Annotated in this window: 23 protein-coding genes; 15 read left to right on the plus strand and 8 right to left on the minus strand. The window is 65.6% G+C overall.

Going from position 1 to position 21,545, the window contains the following annotated elements; genetic code table 11:
* From lptB to MY55_RS01240, 11 genes are all read left to right on the plus strand, one after another.
* Entirely contained in the window at positions 1-729 is a 729-nt protein-coding gene (gene lptB, locus MY55_RS01190; protein WP_081284603.1) for an LPS export ABC transporter ATP-binding protein, read from the plus strand.
* 3 nt (positions 730-732) lie between these two features.
* Positions 733-2,136 (plus strand): RNA polymerase factor sigma-54, encoded by a 1,404-nt coding sequence (locus MY55_RS01195; protein ID WP_065201857.1) that lies wholly within the window; start codon positions 733-735, stop codon positions 2,134-2,136.
* Between the two features lie 67 nt (positions 2,137-2,203).
* Positions 2,204-2,530 carry a ribosome hibernation-promoting factor, HPF/YfiA family gene (gene hpf / locus MY55_RS01200; RefSeq protein ID WP_043574480.1) on the plus strand — a complete coding sequence of 109 codons (327 nt, stop codon included), beginning with the start codon at positions 2,204-2,206 and terminating at the stop codon, positions 2,528-2,530.
* Between the two features lie 122 nt (positions 2,531-2,652).
* Positions 2,653-3,114 carry a PTS IIA-like nitrogen regulatory protein PtsN gene (gene ptsN / locus MY55_RS01205; RefSeq protein ID WP_043574478.1) on the plus strand — a complete coding sequence of 154 codons (462 nt, stop codon included), beginning with the start codon at positions 2,653-2,655 and terminating at the stop codon, positions 3,112-3,114.
* The gene (gene hprK, locus MY55_RS01210; RefSeq protein WP_043574476.1) at positions 3,107-4,063 is read left to right on the plus strand and encodes an HPr(Ser) kinase/phosphatase; all 957 of its coding nucleotides are present in this window, start codon (positions 3,107-3,109) and stop codon (positions 4,061-4,063) included. The genes ptsN and hprK overlap by 8 nt, the downstream gene beginning before the upstream one ends.
* Entirely contained in the window at positions 4,044-4,886 is an 843-nt protein-coding gene (rapZ, locus tag MY55_RS01215) for an RNase adapter RapZ (RefSeq protein WP_043574474.1), read from the plus strand. Before hprK ends, rapZ begins: the two co-directional genes overlap by 20 nt.
* Positions 4,887-4,958: 72 nt before the next feature.
* Positions 4,959-5,576: a flavin prenyltransferase UbiX gene (locus tag MY55_RS01220; protein ID WP_065201858.1), complete on the plus strand. Its 618-nt coding sequence runs from the start codon at positions 4,959-4,961 to the stop codon at positions 5,574-5,576.
* Positions 5,573-7,039 carry an NAD(P)H-hydrate dehydratase gene (locus MY55_RS01225; RefSeq protein WP_065201859.1) on the plus strand — a complete coding sequence of 489 codons (1,467 nt, stop codon included), beginning with the start codon at positions 5,573-5,575 and terminating at the stop codon, positions 7,037-7,039. The genes MY55_RS01220 and MY55_RS01225 overlap by 4 nt, the downstream gene beginning before the upstream one ends.
* A gap of 78 nt (positions 7,040-7,117) precedes the next feature.
* On the plus strand, positions 7,118-8,032 hold the full coding sequence (locus tag MY55_RS01230) for a DMT family transporter (RefSeq protein ID WP_065201860.1): 915 nt from the start codon (positions 7,118-7,120) through the stop codon (positions 8,030-8,032).
* 117 nt (positions 8,033-8,149) lie between these two features.
* Positions 8,150-9,697 (plus strand): sensor histidine kinase, encoded by a 1,548-nt coding sequence (locus MY55_RS01235; protein WP_065201861.1) that lies wholly within the window; start codon positions 8,150-8,152, stop codon positions 9,695-9,697.
* A complete protein-coding gene (locus MY55_RS01240) occupies positions 9,694-11,289 on the plus strand; it encodes a DUF3369 domain-containing protein (RefSeq protein ID WP_043574462.1) in 1,596 nt (531 codons plus the stop codon). The genes MY55_RS01235 and MY55_RS01240 overlap by 4 nt, the downstream gene beginning before the upstream one ends.
* Before the next feature lie 63 nt (positions 11,290-11,352).
* Here the strand turns inward: MY55_RS01240 and trhA are convergent, their stop codons facing one another.
* The 7 genes from trhA to MY55_RS01275 form a co-directional block, all read right to left on the minus strand.
* A complete protein-coding gene (gene trhA, locus MY55_RS01245; RefSeq protein WP_043574460.1) occupies positions 11,353-11,970 on the minus strand; it encodes a PAQR family membrane homeostasis protein TrhA in 618 nt (205 codons plus the stop codon).
* Between the two features lie 167 nt (positions 11,971-12,137).
* Positions 12,138-12,794: an adenylate kinase gene (gene adk / locus MY55_RS01250; RefSeq protein ID WP_047236973.1), complete on the minus strand. Its 657-nt coding sequence runs from the start codon at positions 12,792-12,794 to the stop codon at positions 12,138-12,140.
* 43 nt (positions 12,795-12,837) lie between these two features.
* The gene (gene kdsB / locus MY55_RS01255; RefSeq protein ID WP_047236974.1) at positions 12,838-13,596 is read right to left on the minus strand and encodes a 3-deoxy-manno-octulosonate cytidylyltransferase; all 759 of its coding nucleotides are present in this window, start codon (positions 13,594-13,596) and stop codon (positions 12,838-12,840) included.
* On the minus strand, positions 13,593-13,775 hold the full coding sequence (locus tag MY55_RS01260) for a Trm112 family protein (RefSeq protein ID WP_043574457.1): 183 nt from the start codon (positions 13,773-13,775) through the stop codon (positions 13,593-13,595). Before MY55_RS01260 ends, kdsB begins: the two co-directional genes overlap by 4 nt.
* The gene (gene lpxK / locus MY55_RS01265) at positions 13,765-14,784 is read right to left on the minus strand and encodes a tetraacyldisaccharide 4'-kinase (protein WP_047236975.1); all 1,020 of its coding nucleotides are present in this window, start codon (positions 14,782-14,784) and stop codon (positions 13,765-13,767) included. The genes MY55_RS01260 and lpxK overlap by 11 nt, the downstream gene beginning before the upstream one ends.
* Positions 14,785-14,797: 13 nt before the next feature.
* A complete protein-coding gene (locus MY55_RS01270) occupies positions 14,798-15,214 on the minus strand; it encodes an ExbD/TolR family protein (RefSeq protein ID WP_043574455.1) in 417 nt (138 codons plus the stop codon).
* A gap of 2 nt (positions 15,215-15,216) precedes the next feature.
* Positions 15,217-15,831, minus strand: a complete 615-nt coding sequence (locus MY55_RS01275; RefSeq protein ID WP_043574453.1) for a MotA/TolQ/ExbB proton channel family protein — start codon at positions 15,829-15,831, stop codon at positions 15,217-15,219.
* Positions 15,832-16,112: 281 nt separating this feature from the next.
* Here MY55_RS01275 and MY55_RS01280 point away from each other — a divergent pair, with 281 nt between their 5' ends.
* Positions 16,113-16,586, plus strand: coding sequence for a DUF4442 domain-containing protein (locus MY55_RS01280; protein ID WP_047236976.1), 474 nt, complete (start codon positions 16,113-16,115; stop codon positions 16,584-16,586).
* Between the two features lie 42 nt (positions 16,587-16,628).
* Here the strand turns inward: MY55_RS01280 and MY55_RS01285 are convergent, their stop codons facing one another.
* The gene (locus tag MY55_RS01285; protein WP_043574449.1) at positions 16,629-16,925 is read right to left on the minus strand and encodes an ArsR/SmtB family transcription factor; all 297 of its coding nucleotides are present in this window, start codon (positions 16,923-16,925) and stop codon (positions 16,629-16,631) included.
* A 106-nt stretch (positions 16,926-17,031) separates the two neighbouring features.
* Here MY55_RS01285 and gpmI point away from each other — a divergent pair, with 106 nt between their 5' ends.
* From gpmI to MY55_RS01300, 3 genes are all read left to right on the plus strand, one after another.
* Positions 17,032-18,555 carry a 2,3-bisphosphoglycerate-independent phosphoglycerate mutase gene (gene gpmI / locus MY55_RS01290; protein WP_043574446.1) on the plus strand — a complete coding sequence of 508 codons (1,524 nt, stop codon included), beginning with the start codon at positions 17,032-17,034 and terminating at the stop codon, positions 18,553-18,555.
* A 67-nt stretch (positions 18,556-18,622) separates the two neighbouring features.
* Positions 18,623-19,963 (plus strand): murein hydrolase activator EnvC family protein, encoded by a 1,341-nt coding sequence (locus tag MY55_RS01295; RefSeq protein WP_043574444.1) that lies wholly within the window; start codon positions 18,623-18,625, stop codon positions 19,961-19,963.
* A 28-nt stretch (positions 19,964-19,991) separates the two neighbouring features.
* On the plus strand, positions 19,992-21,422 hold the full coding sequence (locus tag MY55_RS01300) for a S41 family peptidase (RefSeq protein WP_279625421.1): 1,431 nt from the start codon (positions 19,992-19,994) through the stop codon (positions 21,420-21,422).
* The last annotated feature ends 123 nt before the right edge of the window (positions 21,423-21,545 follow it).

The raw sequence follows: 21,545 nt of genomic DNA on the forward strand, positions 1-21,545 counted from the left end.
ATGAAGCACAGCGTACTCACCATCTCCCGCCTGAAGAAGCGCTTCAAGAAGCGCACTGTGGTCAAGGATGTGTCCCTGCAGATCGAAAGCGGCGAAGTCGTCGGCCTGCTCGGCCCCAACGGCGCCGGCAAAACCACCAGTTTTTACATGATCGTCGGCCTGGTCGGCGCCGACGACGGCGACATCAGGCTGGACGACGCTTCCATCACCCGCTACCCGATCCACCAGCGCGCGCAGCTGGGCCTCGGCTATCTGCCGCAGGAAGCATCGATCTTCCGCCGCATGACGGTGGAGGAAAACATCGCGTCCATCCTGGAGATCTCCGGCCGCAAGGGCAAGGAGCTGGAAAAAGAGCTGGACCTGCTGCTGGACGATCTCAACATCGCCCACCTGCGCGACAGCAACGCCTTGTCGCTGTCCGGCGGCGAGCGGCGCCGGGTGGAAATCGCCCGCGTGCTGGCCACCCGCCCGCGCTTCATCCTGCTGGACGAGCCGTTCGCCGGCGTCGATCCGATCGCGGTGATCGACATCCAGAAGATCATCTCCTTCCTGAAGGGCCGCGGCATCGGCGTGCTGATCACCGACCACAATGTCCGCGAAACGCTGCGCATCTGCGACCGCGCCTACATCATCAGCGACGGCTCGGTGCTGGCCTCCGGCGAGCCGGAAGAGCTGGTCAACAACGAAAGAGTGCGCGAGGTCTACCTCGGCGAGCATTTCCACCTGTAAGCGATGAAACAGGCCCTTCAGCTCAAGGTATCGCAACAGCTGACGCTGACGCCGCAGCTGCAGCAATCGATCAAACTGCTGCAGCTGTCCACGCTGGATCTGCAAACCGAGGTGGAACGCTTCCTGCTGGACAATCCGCTGCTGGAGCGCGGCGACGAGCCGCGCGACGCCGAAGCCGCGCCCGAAGGCCAGGACTGCCGCGAAACCGCCGCCGACGAGGCGCCGGACAGCCATGACGACGGCGCCGGCGGCGAACTGCTGGAATGGGGCGCCGGCAGCCGCCAGGGCGGCGACGACGACTACGACCCCATGCTCAACGTGCCGTGCCAGGTCAGCCTGCGCGAGCACCTGCTGGCGCAACTGGGCGAAATCGCGCTGGCCGGCCGCGATCTGGCCATCGTCCGGCTGCTGATCGAAGAGCTGGACGACGACGGCTACCTGCCGCTCAGCCTGGACGAACTGGCCAGCCACCTGCCGCTGGAGCTGGAGCTGGAAAGCGACGAGCTGGCGGTGGGCCTCAAGCTGCTGCAGCAATTCGATCCCGCCGGCGTCGGCGCGCGCTCGCTGGCCGAATCGCTGCTGCTGCAACTGCAGCGGCTGGCCGCGGACGAGCCCGGCCGGGCGCTGGCGCTGGCCATCGCGCGCGAGCACCTGGCGCTGCTGGGCGGCCGCGACTACGCCAAGCTGAAGAAAGCGCTGGGCTGCGGCGACGCCGAGCTGCGCGCCGCCCAGGCGCTGATCGCCCGCCTCAACCCCCACCCCGCCACCGGCTTCAGCCACGGCGACGTCCATTACGTGATTCCGGACATCAGCGTGCGCAAGCGGCGCGGCCGCTGGGTGGCCGAACTGAACCGCTCCGCCATGCCCAGGCTGCGGGTCAACCGCCTCTACGAGCGCATGCTGGCCGACAGCCGCGGCCAGGCGGGCGAAATGGCCGGCCGCCTGCAGGAGGCCCGCTGGCTGGTGAAGAACATCCAGCAGCGATTTGACACCATCCTGAAAGTGGCGGAAGCTATCGTTGACAGGCAACAATCGTTCTTTGAACACGGCGAAGTGGCGATGCGGCCGCTGATCCTGCGCGACATCGCGGATGAGCTGGGCCTGCACGAATCCACGGTTTCCCGCTCCACCAGCCAGAAATACCTGCTCTGCCCGCGCGGCCTGTTCGAGCTCAAGTATTTCTTCGGCAGCGCGCTGGAAACCGATAGTGGAGGCGAGTGCTCCGCCACCGCCATCAAGGCTCGCATACGCGGCATGATAGACAGCGAGGACAGCGGCAAGCCGCTGTCGGACAGCGCCATCGCCGATGCGTTAGGCAAGCAGGGAATTCAGGTTGCCAGACGCACCGTAGCCAAGTATCGTGAAGCCATGCAGATTCCGGCGGTGAATCTGCGCAAGGCTCTGTAGCAAGCCTTGGGGAATACATGCCGCCCGACAACCCGACCGGGCGGCCAACACCAGAAGGAGCTAGGGTATGAACCTCAAAGTAACCGGTCTGCACCTGGAAGTTACCCCGTCGCTGCGCGAATACATCGAAAGCAAACTGGAGCGCATCACCCGCCACGTCGACCACGTGATCGACATCTCCGTCACCCTGTCGGTAGACAAGCTGGTCCAGAAGGCCGAAGTCAACGTCCACCTGTCCGGCAAGGACCTCCACCTCGAAGCCTCCGAGGCCGACCTCTACGCCGCCATCGACCTGCTGATGGACAAGCTGGACCGCCAGGTTCTGAAGTACAAGGAAAAGCTCACCGAACACCGGGCGCAGAGCTCCGGCGAAGTTTCTCAAGCCTCGCTGTGACCGCCTGAAGAAAGCCACGGGAACCATCCGGTTCCCGTTTTTCTTTGCGCTTGCCGGTTTTCAGTACTATCAAGGCAACGTAGAATTCCGGGTTTATCCAAGAGCCGCATGCATAATCCAATATGAATCTCATCGGCAAGATCCTGACTCCGGACCATGTATTGCTGGATCTGGACGTCTCCAGCAAGAAGCGGGTATTCGAACAGGTGGGCCTGCTGGTGGAAAACACCCGCGGCATCGCCCGCAGCGAAATCTTCGACAGCTTGTTCAGCCGCGAAAAACTGGGCTCCACCGGCCTGGGTCAAGGCGTGGCCATTCCCCACGGCCGCGCCCGCGGCCTGAAGGAGGCCACCGGCGTGTTCATCCGGCTGAAGGCGCCCATTCCCTTCGACGCGCCGGACGGCAAGCCGGTGCAATGCCTGTTCGTGCTGCTGGTGCCGGAACACGCCACCGATCTGCACTTGCAGGTGCTCTCCGAATTGGCCCAATTGTTCTCCAGCCGCCAGATGCGCGAACAGATGCTGAGCATCAAGATGCGCGATGAACTTTACCAGCTCCTCAGCGAGTGGGCCCCCCATGCCTAGCATCACCGTACGCAGGCTGTATCAGGAAAACCAGCAGAAGCTCAACCTGACCTGGGTCGCCGGCACCGGCGGCTCGGACAATGTCATCGGCAACGACGACCAGCGGCCTACGCTGGCGCTGGTTGGCCACCTGAACTTCATCCACCCGAACCGGGTGCAGGTGCTGGGCCTGGCCGAGGTCGACTACCTGAACAAGCTGGAGCAGTCGGCCGCCAAGACCGCGCTGGACCAGCTGTTCCACAAGAGCATGTCGGTGGTGATGGTGGCCAACAACCAGCCGGTGCCGCGGCTGCTGCGCGACTACTGCCACAGCCACAACGTGCCGCTGATGTGCAGCTCGCTGGAAAGCCCGTACCTGATGGACGTGCTGCGCATTTATCTGGCGCGCGCGCTGGCGGTGTCCACCGTGCTGCACGGCGTGTTTCTCGACGTGTTCGAGATCGGCGTGCTGATCATGGGCGATTCGGCGATGGGCAAGAGCGAACTGGCGCTGGAGCTGATCTCCCGCGGCCACGGCATGGTGGCCGACGACGCGGTGGAGCTGTACCGCATCGGCCCGGACACGCTGGAAGGCCGCTGCCCGCCGCTGCTGCGCGACTTCCTCGAAGTGCGCGGCCTCGGCATCCTCAATATCCGCACCATCTTCGGCGAAACCGCGGTGCGGCCGAAAAAAGTGCTGAAGCTGATCATCCACCTGGTCAAGGCCAACGACCAGGCGATGCAGGCGCTGGACCGGCTCAACATCCAGTCGGAAACCCAGGACATCATCGGCGTCACCGTGCGCAAAGTGGTGCTGCCGGTGGCCGCCGGCCGCAACCTGGCGGTGCTGGTGGAAGCGGCTGTGCGCAATTACATCCTGCAGTTGCGCGGCATAGACAGCACCCGCGAATTCATCGAACGCCACACCAACTTCTTGCGAGACCAGGAAAATGCGCCTGATATTGATTAGCGGCCTGTCCGGCTCCGGCAAGTCGGTGGCGCTGCGCGCGCTGGAGGATTCCGGCTTCTACTGCGTCGACAACCTGCCGGCCACCATGCTGCCCGAGGCGATGTCGCTGTACGCCGATTTCGGCTACGAACAAATCGCCATCAGCGTCGACACCCGTTCCGGCCCGTCGCTGGGCGCGCTGCCCGACGCGGTCGCGCGGATGCGCGCGCAGAACATCGACGTGCGCCTGCTGTTCCTCGAAGCCCGGACGGAAACCCTGGTCAAGCGCTTCTCCGAGACCCGCCGCCGCCACCCGCTGTCCGGCGCCGGCATCACGGTGGAGGAAAGCATACGGCTGGAGCAGGAAATGCTGGCCGAAGTGCCCGAGCTCGGCACCCGCATCGACACCAGCGAACTGTCGGCCAACGCGCTGCGCAGCTGGGTCCGCGAACTGGTGGACGCCGACGGCAGCCGGCTGATGCTGATCTTCGAGTCGTTCGGCTTCAAGCACGGCCTGCCGCAGGACGCCGACTTCGTGTTCGACGCGCGCTGCCTGCCCAACCCCTATTACGACCCGCAGCTGCGCCCGTTCACCGGCCGCGACCAACCCATCATCGACTTCTTCGCCAAACACGGCGAAGTCGCCGAAATGATCGCCGACATCGAAGCGATGGTGGCCAAATGGCTGCCCTGCTACGGCAAGGAAAACCGCAGCTACCTGACGGTGGCGGTCGGCTGCACCGGCGGCCAGCACCGCTCGGTCTACATCATCGAAAACCTGGCGCGCGCCTTCGCCGACAGGCAAGTGCTGGTGCGCCACCGCCAGCTGTACCGCGAACCCTGATCCGCCGGGGCGGCCCCGCCGTCCCGCGCTTGCCCGACGCGGGCCCCGCGCGCCCGCTGGAGAACGCTGCCGATGTCCCGTCCCAAAACCATCACCGTCGCCCTCACCGGCGCCTCCGGCCTGCCCTACGGCCTGCGCCTGATCGAAACCCTGCTCGCCGCCGGCATCCGCACCTGGGTGCTGTACTCGCAGGCCGCCCAGGTGGTGGCCAAGCAGGAAATGCAGATCACCCTGCCCTCGCGCCCGGCCGAAATGAAGGCCTGGCTGCTGCAGCGCCATGCGGCCGACCCCACCCTGCTCGACGTGTACGGCCGCGAGGAATGGTTCGCGCCGGCGGCGTCCGGCTCCAACCCGCCGGACGCGATGGTGGTGTGCCCGTGCTCGATGGGCACGCTGGCCGCCATCCGCCACGGCATGAGCGACAATCTGATCGAACGCGCCGCCGACGTCTGCATCAAGGAGCAGCGCAAGCTGGTGCTGGTGCCGCGCGAGACGCCGCTGTCGGTGATCCACCTGGAAAACATGCTGGAGCTGGCCCGGATGGGCGCGGTGATCCTGCCGCCGGCGCCGGGCTTCTATACGCACCCCCAGAGCGTGGACGACATGGTGGACTTCGTCGTCGCCCGCATCCTGGATCAACTGGGCGTGGCGCACGAACTGACGCCGCGCTGGGGAGAAGCCGCGCCATGACCTCGCAGCCCATCCTGAGCCTGGACGCGCTGCGCCGGCTGGAGCGCGCCGCCAACGCCGCCGGCCTGCAGCTGATGCGGCGCGCGGCGCTGGCCGCCGCCGACTGGATGGGCCGCCATGCCGCGCCCGGCTCGCGGCTGCTGGTCTGCGCCGGCCCCGGCAACAACGGCGGCGACGCGCTGTACGCGGCGCTGGAACTGCGTCGCCGCGGCTATCTGATAGACATCCTGCTGCCCGTCGCGCCAACCGGCGCCGACAGCCTGGCCGCGCTGCGCGCGGTACGGGCGGCGGGCGTGGCGCTGCTGTCGGAGTTGCCGGGCGGCTACCCGCCGCCGGCATGGCTGATCGACGGGCTGTTCGGCATCGGCCTCAGCCGGCCGCTGGATGAGGACTGGGGCCGGCGCATGGAGCGGCTCAACGCGCTGGGCTGCCCCACGCTCGCGCTGGACTGCCCCAGCGGCCTGGACGCCTACACCGGTCGGGCGGCCGGCCCCGCCATCCGCGCCGACCATACGCTGACTTTCCTGTGCCACAAGCCAGGCCTGTTCTGCGGCGACGGCGCCGACCTGGCCGGCGTGGTGGAGCTGGCTGAGCTGGACTGCCCGCGGCAGCTGTTCCCCGCCGCGGAAGGCGCGCTCAACGCCCCTAGCGCCGCCGGCCTCGCGCGCCGGCGCGACAGCCACAAGGGCAGCTTCGGCTCGGTGGCGGTGATAGGCGGCGCGCCCGGCATGCTAGGCGCCGCGCTGCTGGCCGGCCGCAGCGCGCTGCAAGGCGGCGCCGGCAAGGTCTATCTGTGCCCGCTGGACGACAGGCTGCCGGTGGACCCGGTCGCGCCGGAACTGATGATGCGCCCGCTGGACGAAACGCCCGAGCTGCCGGCCGCCGACGTGATCGCCTTCGGCCCGGGCCTAGGCCAGCAGGAACTGGCCGGCAAACTGCTGCGGCAGGTCGCGGCGCTGCCGCAGCCGCTGGTGCTGGACGCCGACGCGCTCAACCTGCTCGCCGGCGATGCGGATGCCGCCGAACGCCTCCGCCGCCGCGCATCCCCCGCCGTGCTGACGCCGCATCCTGCCGAAGCCGCCCGCCTGCTGCAGACCGACACCGCCGCGGTGCAGCGCGACCGCGTCGGCCATGCCAGGGCGCTGGCCGCGCGCTACCGCTGCGTGGCGGTGCTCAAGGGCGCCGGCAGCCTGATCGCCCGCCCCGACGGCCATTACCAGCTCAACGCCAGCGGCGGGCCGGAACTGGCCGCCGCCGGACAAGGCGATGTGCTGACCGGCCTGATCGCCGCGCTGCTGGCCCAGGGCCTGCCGCCCTTCGAGGCCGCCGCGCTGGCCGTTCACGCGCACGGCCTCGCCGGCGACGGCTACCGCCGGGAAAACGGCGGCCCGATCGGCCTGACCGCCTCCGCCACCCCCGCCCGGATCAGCCAGGCGCTGAACCGCATGCTGGCCGGCGGCTAAACCGCGCCGACGCCGTTTTGCCGGCGCCGGCGGTTTATGTTTAAGATGGATCGGGCACCCCATCCGCGGAGACCCGATTTGTCGTCACAGAAAAAAGCCTACGCCTTCGGCCTCGCCGCCGTCCTGGCCTGGTCCACCGTCGCCAGCGCCTTCAAGCTCAGCCTGCAACACCTCAGCCCGATGCAGCTGGTGCTGTACGCCAGCGGCGCTTCGCTGCTGTCGCTGCTGTCCATCCTCGCCTGGCAAGGCCGGCTGCCGGAGCTGGCCGCGACGCTGCGCCGCCACTGGAAAAGTTCGCTGCTGTTCGGCGCGATCAACCCTTTCGCCTACTATCTGGTGCTGTTCCAGGCCTATTCGCTGCTGCCGGCGCAGGAGGCCCAGGCCATCAACTACACCTGGGCGCTGACCATGACGCTGCTGGCGGTGCCGCTGCTCAAGCAGAAGCTCCACCCGCTGGACGCCATCGCCGCGCTGATCTGCTACCTGGGCGTGCTGGTCATCGGCACCCGCGGCCAGTTGCTGGCGCTGCATTTTTCCAATCAATTGGGGGTGGCGCTGGCGCTGGCCTCGACGCTGCTGTGGGCCGGCTACTGGATCTTCAACACCCGCGACAGCCGCGAGCCGGTGCTGGGCCTGGCGCTCAACTTCGCCTTCAGCCTGCCGCTGAGCCTGGCCTGGTGCGCCTGGCATGGCCAACTGGCGCCGCCCTCCTGGCAGGGGCTGGCCGGCGCGGCCTACGTCGGCGCGCTGGAGATGGGCTTCACCTTCGTGCTGTGGCTGTCGGCGATGAAGCTGACCCGCAGCACCGCCAGCATCGCCAATCTGATTTTCCTGTCGCCGCTGCTGTCGCTGCTGCTGATCCACCTGATATTGGGCGAAGCCATCCTCGCCTCCACCCTGCTGGGCCTGGCCTTGATCCTGGGCGGCCTGGCCGTGCAGAAGCTGCCCTTGCGGCGCGCCCCGCCGCTGCCGGTGGCCGACGGTCCCGGCTGATGCCGGCATCCGCGGCGGGAACCCGGCCACGCAGAAGAAACCGAGTGTGGATCCATCATGGCAATTCCGCCCCGCTCTGCCTACGATTGATTCTGAGGGCACGAATAAACAGGCACCATGAAAAGCATCAAGACAAGGTTAATGTTATGGCTGATGGCGTGGATCACCACCATTCTGGGCAGCACGGGTCTGTATTTCTATCTTCATGACTACAGCATAGACCAGAGCGACTTCCAGACTCAGCGCGCCGCGGTGCAATCCCGTTTGTCCTTGTCGCTGCCGCACGGCATCTGGCAGCTGGACGACGAGAACGTGCGCTTGGCGCTGGACAGCGAATTGAGCTGGCCTTCGGTGATCGCCATCAACGTCAAGGGCGAAAGCGGCCTCAACCTGGGCCGGACCCGCGACAGCGGCGGCAGCCTGCGCGACATGCTGCCCAACGAGCGGCCCAAGGTGGACGACATGCTCAGCATCCCCATCGTTTACCAGGGCAAGGAGCATCTGGGCACCGCCACCGTCTACCTGTCGCACGACGCGCTGCGCGCGCGGGAAGACCAGCACCTGATCACCATCATCGCCCAGATCGTGCTGCTGGACGGCATGATCTTCTTCATCATGTCGTTCAATCTGCAGCGCTTCATCTTCCAGCCGCTGTCGCGGCTGCAGCAGGCGCTGAACACCGCCATCCGCGCGCCGGACGCCACCGGCGCGCAGATCACCCACCTGGCCGACGACGAGATCGGCGCCATCGTCAACGGCTTCAACCGCATCGTCGCTCGCACCGCCGCCGACCTGGTCAAGCGCACCGCCGCCGAAGCCGTGGCGCGCGAGGAAAAGGAAAAGGCGCAGCTGGCCTACAGCCAATTGATGGCGACGCAGGAAACGTTGGTGGAGGCGGAAAAGATGGCGTCGCTGGGCAGCCTGGTGGCCGGCGTCGCCCACGAAATCAACACCCCGGTCGGCATCACGCTGACCGCCGCCTCGCACCTGGGCACCGCCACCTCGCACATCACCGGCAAGCTCGACAGCGGCAACGTCAAGAAGAGCGATTTCCAGAGCTACCTGGAAACCGCGCAGGAATGCTGCGAGCTGATACTGGCCAATTCCGAACGCGCCGCCAACCTGATCCACAGCTTCAAGCAGGTGGCGGTGGACCAGACCAGCGAGGCCAGGCGCAGCTTCCATCTGCACGACTACCTGAACGAGGTGATCACCAGCCTGAAGCCGCGCTTCAAGCACACCAAGGTGGGAATAGACATCCAGTGCGAAGAGGACATCCTGCTCGACAGCTATCCCGGCGCGCTGGCCCAGGTGCTGACCAATCTGGTGGTCAACGCGCTGGTGCACGGCTATGAAGGCGGGGAGATTGCTGGCAATATCGTCATCGAGGCCCATCGCAACGACGCCCAGCACGTGTCGCTGAACATCAGCGACAGCGGCAAGGGCATCGCGCCGGAAAACCTGAGCCGGATTTTCGAGCCCTTCTTCACCACCCGGCGCGGCAGCGGCGGCAGCGGCCTCGGCCTCAACATCGTCTACAACATCGTAAGGCAAAGGCTGGGCGGGAATATCGAGGTACACAGCGAGCCGGGACAAGGCACCCGATTCACGCTGGAAATGCCCTGCATCGCCCCCACCGTCCAGCACAAGGAGAATGTGGCATGAGCACCGAGACATTGCCTCCCGATGACGACAACTGGCTGCTGGACGACAATGACAACGAAGACAATGTCCGCCCTTCCGAGATGCGCAAGCCGTGGAAGGTGCTGATCGTCGACGATGAAAAAGACGTGCACACCGCCACCCGCATCGCGCTGCGCGGCATCAGCTACAAGGAAAGGCCGCTGGAACTGATCAGCGCCTACAGCGGCGTCGAGGCCTTCCAGCAACTGCAGCAGCATCCGGACATCGCGCTGATCATGCTGGACGTGGTGATGGAGAGCGAGGATGCCGGCCTCAAGCTGGTGCATCGCATCCGCGGCGACCTGGGCAACGGCGTGGTGCGCATCGTTCTGCGCACCGGCCAGCCCGGCCAGGCCCCGGAGCAGGAAGTCATCCTCAATTACGACATCAACGACTACAAGACCAAGACCGAGCTCACCACCCAGAAGCTGTTCACCACCACCATCGCCTCGCTGCGCGCCTACGAGAACATGGTGTCGCTGGAGAAAAACCGCCAGGGTCTGGCCAAGATACTGGAAAGCGCGTCCGACCTGTACCAGTTGCACTCGCTGCGCGAATTCGCCTCCGGCGTGCTGCGCCAGATCAGCGCGCTGCTGGACATCGGCACCGACGGCATCCTGTGCGTGCGCAATGAGAACCACAGCGGCCGGCCAGAGCTGGAAATACTGGCGGTGTCGGGCTCCTACGAATACCTGGCCGAAGCCGGCGACCTCTCCAGCGAGCCCAAGCTGGCCGAGGTGATCCAGCGCGTGTTCCACGAAAAGCGCAGCATCTTCCAGCATCCTTACGACGTGCTGTACATCTCCTCGCGCAACCGCCGCGAATTCGCGGTGCACTTCATGCCGCAATGGCCGCTGGAAAGCGTGGAATGCGATCTGCTGGACGTGTTCTGCCAGCGCATCTCCGCCGCCTACGACAATCTCTACCTGTACAACCAGCTGCGCAGCGCCCAGGAAGCCACCGTGGTGGCGCTGGCCGACCTGGCGGAATTCCGCGACACCGACACCGGCGACCACGTGCTCAGGGTGCAGAAGCTGACCGACGCCATCGCCCAGGAGATGCTGGAGCACAACCACTATCCGGAGCTGATGACGCGCGAGTTCATGGACATGGTGGGCATGGCCAGCATCCTGCACGACATCGGCAAGGTGGCCATCCCCGACCACATCCTGCTCAAGCCCGGCAAGCTGGACCCGGAAGAGCGCGCGGTGATGGAGCAGCACGCCACCATAGGCGCGCAGATCCTCGACAAGTCGGCCAGAATGGTGGAAGGCACCAGCTATCTGTCGCTGGGTTCGGAAATCGCCGGCGGCCACCACGAACACTTCGACGGCAAGGGCTACCCGCGCCAGATCGCCGGCCAGGACATTCCGCTGTCGGCCCGCATCGTCGCCGTGATCGACGTGTTCGACGCGCTGCTCAACAAGCGCCCGTACAAGGAGCCATGGAGCATGGAAGACACGATGAAGTACATCGGCAGCCGCTCCGGCAGCCAGTTCGACCCGCTGGTGGTGGAGGCGCTGACGCGGCTGGTGAACGAGAACCGCCTGCCGGTGGCGCCGCAGCAGGAATAAGCCGCCGCGCCCATGCAAAACGGCAGCCCGGAGGCTGCCGTTTTCGCTGGCTTCGCCGCCGGCTCAGGCGACGTAGTTCAGCACGCAGACATATTGGCAGATGCTGCCGCCCAGCACGAACAAGTGCCAGATGCCGTGGCCATGGCGGATTTTCTCGTCATTGAGAAACCAGTAGATACCGACGCTGTACAGCAGGCCGCCCAGCCCCAGCCAGAACAGGCCGCCCGGCGCCAGCGCGTCGATCAGCGGCTTGATGGCAATCAGCACCAGCCAGCCCATCACCACGTACAGAATCATCGACAGCAGGCGCGTGCGCCGCCCCAGCGTCAGCTCCTGGACGATGCCGAACAGCGCCAGGCCCCAGCTCAGGCCGAACAGCGTCCAGCCCCAGGCGCCGCGCAGCGTCACCAGCGCGAATGGCGTGTAGCTGCCGGCGATCAGCAGATAGATCGCCGAATGGTCGCACTTCTGCAAAATGGCTTTCGCCTTGCCGGTGAAGCTGTGGTACAGCGTGGAGATCAGATACAGCGCCACCAGCGTGCCGCCGTACAGGCTGAAGCTGACGATCTTCCAGGGGTCGCCCTGCATCGCCGCCTCCACCACCAGCACCACCAATCCGGCTACCGCCAGCAAAGTGCCGGCCAGGTGGGAATAGCCGTTGAAACGTTCCCCGTGATACATGATTTTATCCTTGGGCCGGTCCGTCTTGCCGGCCTGACATCAGTGAACCCATTGGAGCCCGCAATGGCTCGCGGGTTCAATTGTCCGCCTGTTTGCGCCGCGCCGCCAGCGTCTTGCGCAAACAAAAAAAGCGGGCAGCGCCCGCTTCCGGCTATACGACGGCGGAATCAGGCGCCCAGCGAGGCCAGCACCTCGTCGCGCACGGTTTCCACCGCGCGGGTGCCGTCGATCTTCACGTACTTCGGCGCCTTGGCGTCGCCGGCGGCGGCCAGCTTGCCGTAGAAGCCCACCAGCACGGCGGTTTGCTCATGATATACGGCCAGGCGCTTCTTCACGGTGTCTTCCCGGTCGTCATCGCGCTGAACCAGCTCTTCGCCGGTCGCATCGTCCTTGCCGGCCACTTTCGGCGGATTGAAGGCGATGTGATAGGTGCGGCCCGAAGCCAGGTGCACGCGGCGGCCGGCCATGCGCTCGACGATGGCGGCGTCCGGCACGTCGATTTCCACCACGTAGTCGATGTCCACGCCGGCGGCGATCATCGCCTCGGCCTGAGGAATGGTGCGCGGGAAACCGTCAAACAGGAAGCCGTTGGCACAGTCGGCCTGGGCGATGCGCTCCTTGACCAGACCGATGATGATGTCGTCGCGCACCAGGCCGCCGGCATCCATGATCGCCTTGGCTTCCAGGCCCAGCGGCGTGCCGGCCTTCACCGCGGCGCGCAGCATGTCGCCGGTGGAGATTTGCGGAATGCCGAATTTCTCGCGGATGTAATTGGCCTGGGTGCCTTTGCCGGCGCCCGGAGCGCCCAACAGGATCAATCGCATGTGTATGACTCCAGTCTGTTTGATTTATGAATTCTTTTAGCCCTCAGGCGTCCAGCAGCCGGCGCACCCGTTCCAGGTCTTCCGGCGTGTCCACCCCGGCGGCAGGCGCCTCGTCCGCCACCGCCACCATGATGGCATAACCATGCCAGAGCACGCGCAATTGTTCCAGCGCTTCGTATTGCTCCAGCGGCGCCGCCTCCAGGCCGGCATAGGCGGCGAGGAAGCCGGCGCGGTAGCCGTACATGCCGATATGGCGGTATACCGGCAGCCCGGCCGGCAGGCTGTCGCGACCGGCGGCGTAGGCGTCGCGGGCGTAGGGAATCGGCGCGCGGCTGAAATAGAGCGCGCGGCCATGTTTGTCCAGCGCCACTTTCACCACATTGGGATTGAAATGGTCGGCGGCGTCGTGGATGGCGTGCGCCAGCGTCGCCATCGGCGCATCGCCTGCCAGCATCAACTCGGCCAGCTGATCGATCAGCTCGGGCTGGATCAGCGGCTCGTCGCCCTGGACATTGACCACCACCGCGTCGTCGGCCAGGCCCAGCTGGGCGGCCACCTCGGCCAGGCGGTCGGTGCCGCTGGCGTGGTCGGCGCGCGTCAGCGCCGCCTCGATGCCATGCGCGGCGCAGGCGGCCAGAATGTCGGCGTGGTCGGTGGCGACGATGACGCGGCCGGCGCGGCTCTTCGCCGCCTGCTCGGCCACCCGCACCACCATCGGCTTGCCGGCGATGTCGGCCAGCGGCTTGCCCGGCAGGCGGCTGGAAGCCATCCGCGCCGGGATCACCACGGTGAAGCCGCTCATTTGACTTCTTCTTCGGGCGCCAGCTCGCGCGCTTCCGCTTCCAGCATCATCGGGATGCCGTCCTTGATCGGGAAGGCCAGACGGTCGCCCTTGCAGACCAGTTCGTCCTTGCTCTTGTCGAACAGCAACGGGCCCTTGCACAACGGGCACACCAGGATTTCCAGAAATTTAGCGTCCATGTTCCATCTTCAAGCGGGCGAGTATCCAGTCGCACAGCCCAGGCGCCAGCGTGGCCTGAACCGGCAAAACCCATAGTCTAGCACGCTGCGCCGCATCATGAAGCACGCGCTCGAGCTTGACCGCGTCCTTGCTGGTGACGATCACCGCGTCGGCGTCGGCCGGGATGTCGGCGGCGCAAAACGCGTGATGATCGGGAAAAGACAGCCGGCGCTCCACCGCGATGCCCAACCCCGCCAGCGTATCGAAAAAGCGCTCGGGATGGCCGATGCCGGCCAGCGCCACCACCTTCAAGCCGGCGAAGCCGTCGGCCTGCCGCAGCCGCGCCGCGTCGCCCAGCGCGTGGCAGGCGCCGGCGCGCAGCGTCATGTCGAAGCGCGCGAGGCCGGGCGGCAACGCCAGATCAGCGCCGGAGCCGTTCACCACCGCCGCGTCCACCGTCCGCAGCCGCGACAATGGCTCGCGCAGCGGCCCGTTGGGCAGCAGGCGGCCGTTGCCGACGCCGCGCCGGCCATCCAGCACCGCGATTTCCAGATCGCGCGCCAGCCGATAATGCTGCAGGCCGTCGTCGCTCAATATCAGTTGCACATCGGGGTGCCGCTCCAGCAGGCGGCGGCCGGCGGCCACCCGGTCGCGCCCCACCACCACCGGCGCGCCGGAAGCGGCCAGCAACAAGGGTTCGTCGCCGACCCGCGCCGGGTCGCCGCCCTGCAGCGCCTCCGTCGGCCCGGCGGCGCTGCCGCCGTAGCCGCGGCTGATCACGCCCGCCTTGACGCCGCGCGCGGCGAAATCCGCCAGCAGCGCCAGCGTCAGCGGCGTCTTGCCGACGCCGCCCACATTGATGTTGCCTATCACCACCACCGGAACCGGCAGTGTTTCGCTGCTTTTCCAGCCGCGGCGGAAAGCCAGCCGCCGGCCGGCGGCCAGCAGCGCAAAAAGCCCTTCCAGCGGCGCCAGAAGGGCAGTCAGCCAGCCTAGCGGCCGGTACCAGTGTCGTTCTATCAAACTCATGCCGTTTCGGGCTTCACTTCAAATTTTGGGTGGCGAAAGTCAGCTGCGACAGGCCGGCCTCGCGGGCCGCCTCCATCACCGTGATCACCGACTGGTGAGTGGAGCGGGCGTCGGCGTTGACCACCACCACCACGTCGCTCTTGCCGGCGGCGGCGGCCTTCAGCCTGGCCAGCAGGCCGGACTTGTCCGCGGCGGCGATGCGGGCGTCGTTGACCGCCATCGCGCCGTCGGCGGCCACCGCGACGCGGATCTCGACGGTCTTGTTCTTCAGCTGCTCGCCCTGCGCGCTCGGCAGATTGATCTTGAGTTCGGAGAAGCGCGAATAGGTGGTGGTGACCATCAGGAAAATCAGGATCACCAGCAGCACGTCTATCAACGGGATGAAGTTGATCTCCGGCTCTTCCCGGCCGCGGCCGCGACGAAAGTTCATGCTCAGCTCCCGTTCCGGCGCTCGCCGTGCACCACTTCCACCAGCTTGATCGCCTGCGCCTCCATCTCGACCAGCAGGCCGTCGACGCGGGAGCGGAAGAAGCGGTAGAACATCATGCTGGGAATGGCCACGATCAGGCCGAAAGCGGTGTTGTAGAGCGCGACGGAGATGCCGTGCGCCAGTTGCTGCGGATTGGCGCCGCTGCCGTTTTGCGAGCCGAAGATCTCGATCATGCCGATCACGGTGCCCAGCAGGCCCAGCAAGGGCGCCATCGCGGCGATGGTGCCCAGCGTGGTCAACAGGCGCTCCAGCTGGTAGGCCACCTGGCGGCCCTCGTCCTCGATCGACTCCTTCATCACCTCGCGGCTGCCGCTGACATTGCGCAGTCCGGCCGCGAACAGTCGGCCCAGCGGAGAATGCCGCGCCAGGCGGTGCATCAGCTCGTCGCGCAGGTCCACCCGGCGATATTCCTGCAGGGTCTGCGCCAGCAGGCCTTCCGGCACCACCACGCCGCGGCGCAAGCTGTACAAACGCTCCAGAATGATGGCCAGCGACACGACGGAAGCCGCCAGAATGGTCCAGATCGGCCAGCCGGCCGCTTCAACGATAGCCCACACAGAAGCTGTCTCCGTAGTCGATACAAACGTTAGACTTTATTACCTCAGTGGCGGCGAGGCAACCTCCAGCCGGCAAAAATTACAGCCGATTGCCGCTTTTTTGGGCATGGACTGTCGAAAGCCGCTGCCACCGGCCCATTCCGCAACTTATCCACAAGGTTATTCCGCGATTCTTGTGGATAAATTTCCGCCCTCGGCGCCGGCGCGCGCAAGTCGGCATTGACTTTGCTCAAAGCTTTGTCGACGATACGACTATCCAAACAATCGTTTGAATTCCTATCATGAACCTGCCTATCTGGCTGATCAAGCTGCTGCTCAATCTGTGGCCGCCCTTCCTCGGCGCCGGCATCCGCGTCCACCGCCTGTCTGCCGACTTCCGCCAGGCCGAAGTCAGGCTGAAACTGGGCGTAGGCAACCGCAACTACGTCGGCACCCATTTCGGCGGCAGCCTGTACGCGATGACCGATCCGTTCTACATGCTGATGCTGCTGCGCCAGCTGGGCGGCGACTACTACGTCTGGGACAAGGAAGGCCGCATCGAATACATCAAGCCGGGCCGCGGCCTGGTGCGCGCCCGCTTCGAACTGAGCGACGCCTTGCTGAGAGACATCCGCGAGCAAACCGCCGATGGCGGCAAATACCTGCCCGAAATGAAGGTGGAGATACGCGACGGCGACGACGAACTGGTGGCCACCGTGCACAAGACGCTGTACATCAAACGCAAACCCGAACGCCGCCAGGCGAAGCCCATATAGAAAAAGCCGCGTTCGCGCTTTTTCTATATGGATTCTGGGTGCTTACTCCCCGAAGCCGCAGAAGACCTCACGCATCATCCGCAGGACTTCCAGCGTGCGGATATCCCCCACCCGGTAGTAGACGCGGTTGGCATCCTTGCGCGTGCGCAAAACTCCCTTGTCCCGCATAATGGCGAGATGCTGGGAAATATTGCTCTGGGAGGTGCCAACCTGCTCGACAATGTCTTGCACGCTCACTTCCCGGTCTTCCAGCACCGATATGATCTTCAGACGCAGCGGGTGCGACATGGCCTTCATCGCCCGCGATGTCTGTTCGATCTGGTCGTCGTTGAACAGCAAAGCTTTTCTCCTAATGTAGCGTCATTTTATTGATTTGACTGCGGGACTATAGTATCGGCAAAATCCGATACTATCAAGGTTTTCTAATATTCTGAATGCGAATGCCATGAAATCAATCACACCGGTGTTGCTATTAATCCTCGACGGCTTCGGCCACCGCACGGAAGGCGACGACAACGCCATCCTGCACGCCAACATGCCAACCTGGAACCGACTGCGCCAGCGCTACGCCTACGGCACGATCAACGCCTCGGAAAACTTTGTCGGGCTGCCTTCCGGCCAGTTCGGCAACTCCGAGGTGGGCCACCTGAACATCGGCGCCGGCCGCATCGTGCAGCAGGACATCAGCCGCATCGATTGCGACATCGAGGACGGGCATTTCGCAAACAATGACACACTGCAGCAAGCCATGAGCAAAGCTCAAGGCTCGGCGCTGCACATCCTGGGCCTGTTATCCGATGGGGGTGTGCACAGCCATGAAAACCACATCCACGCGCTGATCCGCGCCGCCCAGGCCGCCGGCGTGGCGAAAATATACGTCCACGCCTTCCTCGACGGCCGCGACACCCCGCCGCGCAGCGCCGAAACCTTCCTCAAGCGCCTGGACGCGGTACTGGCCGAATGCCCGAACGCGCGCCTGGTTTCCGTGACCGGCCGCTACTGGGCGATGGACCGCGACAAGCGCTGGGAGCGCGTCGAGCCGGCCTACCGGCTGCTGGTGGAGGGCGAAGGCCTGTTCCACGCCGAAACCGGCCTGGAAGCGCTGGCCGCCGCCTACGAGCGCGACGAGAACGACGAATTCGTCAAGGCCACCGGCATCGGCGCGCCGGTGAAGATGCAGGACGGCGACGCGCTGATCTTCATGAATTTCCGCGCCGACCGCGCCCGCCAGCTGACCACCGCGCTGACCGACCCGGCTTTCGACGGCTTCCAGGCCCGCCAGCCCAAGTTCGGCTGCTACGCCACCCTCACCAGCTACGGCGAAGCCTATTCCGCGCTGCCCACCGCCTACGCGCCGCAGAAGATCCACAACGGCATGGGCGAATACCTGTCGTCGCAAGGCCTGAAGCAGCTACGCATCGCCGAAACCGAGAAATACCCGCACGTCACCTATTTCTTCAATGGCGGCGAAGAGCAGGTCTACCCCGGCGAAGACCGCATCCTGGTGCCGTCGCCCAAGGTGGCCACTTACGATCTGCAGCCGGAAATGAGCGCCGGAGAAGTCACCGACAAAATCGTCGCCGCGATCCAGTCCGGCCAATACCAGGCCATCTTCTGCAACTACGCCAATGGCGACATGGTCGGCCACAGCGGCATCTTCGACGCCGCGGTGAAGGCGGTGGAAGCGCTGGACGGCTGCATCGAACGCTGCGTCGACGCGATGCTGGCCGCCGGCGGCGAGGTGTTGATCACCGCCGACCACGGCAACTGCGAGCAGATGTACGATGGCGCGCACCACCAGCCGCACACCCAGCACACCACCAACCAGGTGCCCTTCCTGTATATCGGCCGCCCGGCGACCATCCGCGGCGGCGGCTCGCTGCGCGACATCTCGCCGTCGCTGCTGGCGATGATGGGCCTGGAACAACCGGCCGAGATGACCGGTCAATCGCTGATCGACTTCCAATAATCGCCTCACCACGCGGCGGCCGGAACATGGCCGCCGCCATCGCCCCAAGCGAAAGAACACCAAGGGAATGAAACCTTACCTGTTGCTGGCCCTGCTGGCCGGCGCCGCCCAGGCGGCCAACACCAACGCCTCCTCCACCAGCCTGTCCGCCGCCCCGCACCAGCAGGACCTGAAAAACGTGCGCAAGGAAATCGACAGCCTGAAAAAAGACCTGGCGCAGAAACAGACGGTGCAGAAGGAAGCGCAGTCGGCGATCAAGGAGTCGGAACAGGCGATCAGCCAGACCCGGCAAACGCTGGCCACGCTGGAACAAAAGCAGAATCGCTCCGCGCAGCAGCTGGCCGACCTGAACGCGCAGATCGAGAAAAGCCGCAAGAGCCTGGCCGACGTGCGCCAGCGCGTCGGCCAGATGCTGGTGCGCCAATACAAGAACGGCCAGCACGACGCGATGAAGCTGATGTTCAACGACAGCGACCCCAACCAGAGCTCGCGCGACCTCGCCTACTACCAGCACATCGCCCGCGCCGACCAGCAACTGGCGCAGCAACTGGTGGCCCAACAGCAACAGCTGCAGGCGCTGTCCGCCCAGCTGGAGGAAGAGCTGGCGCGGCTGAACAGCCTGTCCAGCCGCAAAAGCCAGGAAAAGAGCGAGCTGGAGAAAGACAAAAGCCAGCAGCAGCAGCAACTGAACAAGGTGTCCGGCGAGATCAAGCAGGGCCAGAGCAAGCTGACCCAGCTGCAGGAGGACGAGAAGCACCTGTCCAACCTGATCGCCCAGATCAACCGCGAAATCCAGCGCCGCCGCGCCGAAGCGGCGCGCAAGGCGGCCGAAGCCCGCAAGGCCAAGCTCGCCGCCGCCCGCGAAGCCGCGCGCAAGGAAAACGAACGCCGCCGCCAACTGGCCGCGCAAGCCAAGAAACAGGGCAAGCCGGTGCCGGAAGAGGCGAAGAAGCCGGTGATCGTCAAGGAAGAGCCGGCGGAGAAAGTGGACGACGTCGCCGACGGCAGCGCCTCGGGCCGCGCCTTCGCCAGCTTGCAGGGCAAGATGAAGCTGCCGGTGGCCGGCCAGATCGCCGGCGCCTTCGGCAAGATGCGCCGCGAAGGCACCACCTGGAAAGGCATTTTTATTCGCACCGCCGGCGGCCAGCCAGTACACAGCGTGGCCGACGGCACGGTAGTATATGCCGATGAGTTGCGCGGATTCGGCAAGGCGGTGATCATCGACCACGGCGGCAATTACATGACCGTCTACACCGGCCTGTCCGCCATCGCCAAATCGTCCGGCGCCGGCGTCAAAGCTGGTGAAACACTCGGCAACACTGGAACACTGGACAATGGGGAAGCCGGACTGTACTTTGAAATCCGGCACCTCGGACGCCCCCTCAACCCGCAGGCCTGGACACGCTAAGGTGCCGGGTACGGAGAATTTGCACAGCATGAGCAGCCAAAGAATGAAGAAAATCGCCTGGTTGGTGGCAGGAGCCATGGCCGGTGGCGTACTGACCATCAGCATGCAGGCGCTGGCCGACAAGGAAGCGTCGCCGCTGCCGCTGGGCGAGCTGCGCACCTTTGTCGAGGTGTTCAGCCTGATCAAGCAAAGCTACGTCGAGCCGGTGACCGACAAGAAACTGATAGACGAAGCCATCAAGGGCATGCTCACCGGCCTGGATCCGCATTCCGACTACATGGATCCCGAGGAATTCAAGGAGCTGCGCGAAGGCACCCAGGGCGAGTTCGGCGGCCTCGGCATCGAGATCGGCGCCGAGGACGGCCTGGTCAAGGTGGTGTCCCCGATCGAGGATACCCCGGCGCAGAAGGCCGGCATCAAGAGCGGCGACCTGATCATCAAGATCGACGAAACCCCGGTCCGCGGCCTGTCGCTGAACGACGCGGTGAAAAAGATGCGCGGCAAGCCGGGCAGCAAGGTCACGCTGACCATCGCCCGCAAGAGCGAGACCAAGCCGCTGATCTTCACGCTGGCGCGCGCGGTGATCAAAACCAAGAGCGTCAAGTACAAGATGCTGGAGCCGGACTACGGCTACGTCCGCATCGCCCAGTTCCAGGAGCACACCGCGGAAGACTTGGCCGCCGGCCTGCAGAAGCTGTACAAGGACAACAAGCAGCCGCTGAAGGGCCTGGTGCTGGACCTGCGCGACGACCCGGGCGGCCTGCTCAACGGCGCCGTCGGCGTCGCCGCCGCCTTCCTGCCCAAGGACAAGCTGGTGGTGTACACCGAGGGCCGCACCCCGGACGCCAAGATGCGCCTGACCGCCACCCTGCAAAACTACGCCGGCATCGGCGGCAGCGACCCGCTGGCCAAATTGCCGGCCGACGCCCGCAACGTGCCGATGGTGGTGCTGGTCAACGGCGGCTCGGCCTCGGCGTCGGAAATCGTCGCCGGCGCGCTGCAGGACCAGAAGCGCGCGGTGCTGGTCGGTACTCAAACCTTCGGCAAGGGCTCGGTGCAGTCCATCCTGCCGCTGGGCAGCCAGGGCGGCATCAAGCTGACCACCGCCCGCTACTTCACCCCTAGCGGCCGCTCGATCCAGGCCAAGGGCATCGTGCCGGACGTGGTGGTGGAAGACGCCACCCTCACCGCCGCCGACCAGGCGCTGCGCGTGCGCGAGGCTGATCTGGAAAACCACCTGGCCAACCCCAACGGCGACGACAAGCCGGCCAAGGCCGCCAAACCGGCGCCTAAGCTGGTGCCGCCCCCGGCCGCGCCGGAAAAGGGCAAGGAAGCGCCGGCGCCGGACGACGCCAGCCAGTTCGGCCCGCGCGATCCCAGCCCGAAGAACGACTACCAGCTGTCCCAGGGCCTGAACGTGCTGAAAGTGCAGCAGATCCTGCAAAAACGCGCCGACTGATCCTCCGCGCGCCCATTGCGACGCCGCCAGCCCAGCTGGCGGCGTTTTCGCATCCACGCCCCGCCGCGGCGAAAACTTCGCGCAGCGGCGCCGCCATTGCTGATATTCTTATCGGTTATTCCC

The sequence above is a fragment of the Chromobacterium subtsugae genome (assembly GCF_001676875.1).
Lineage (GTDB): Bacteria > Pseudomonadota > Gammaproteobacteria > Burkholderiales > Chromobacteriaceae > Chromobacterium > Chromobacterium subtsugae.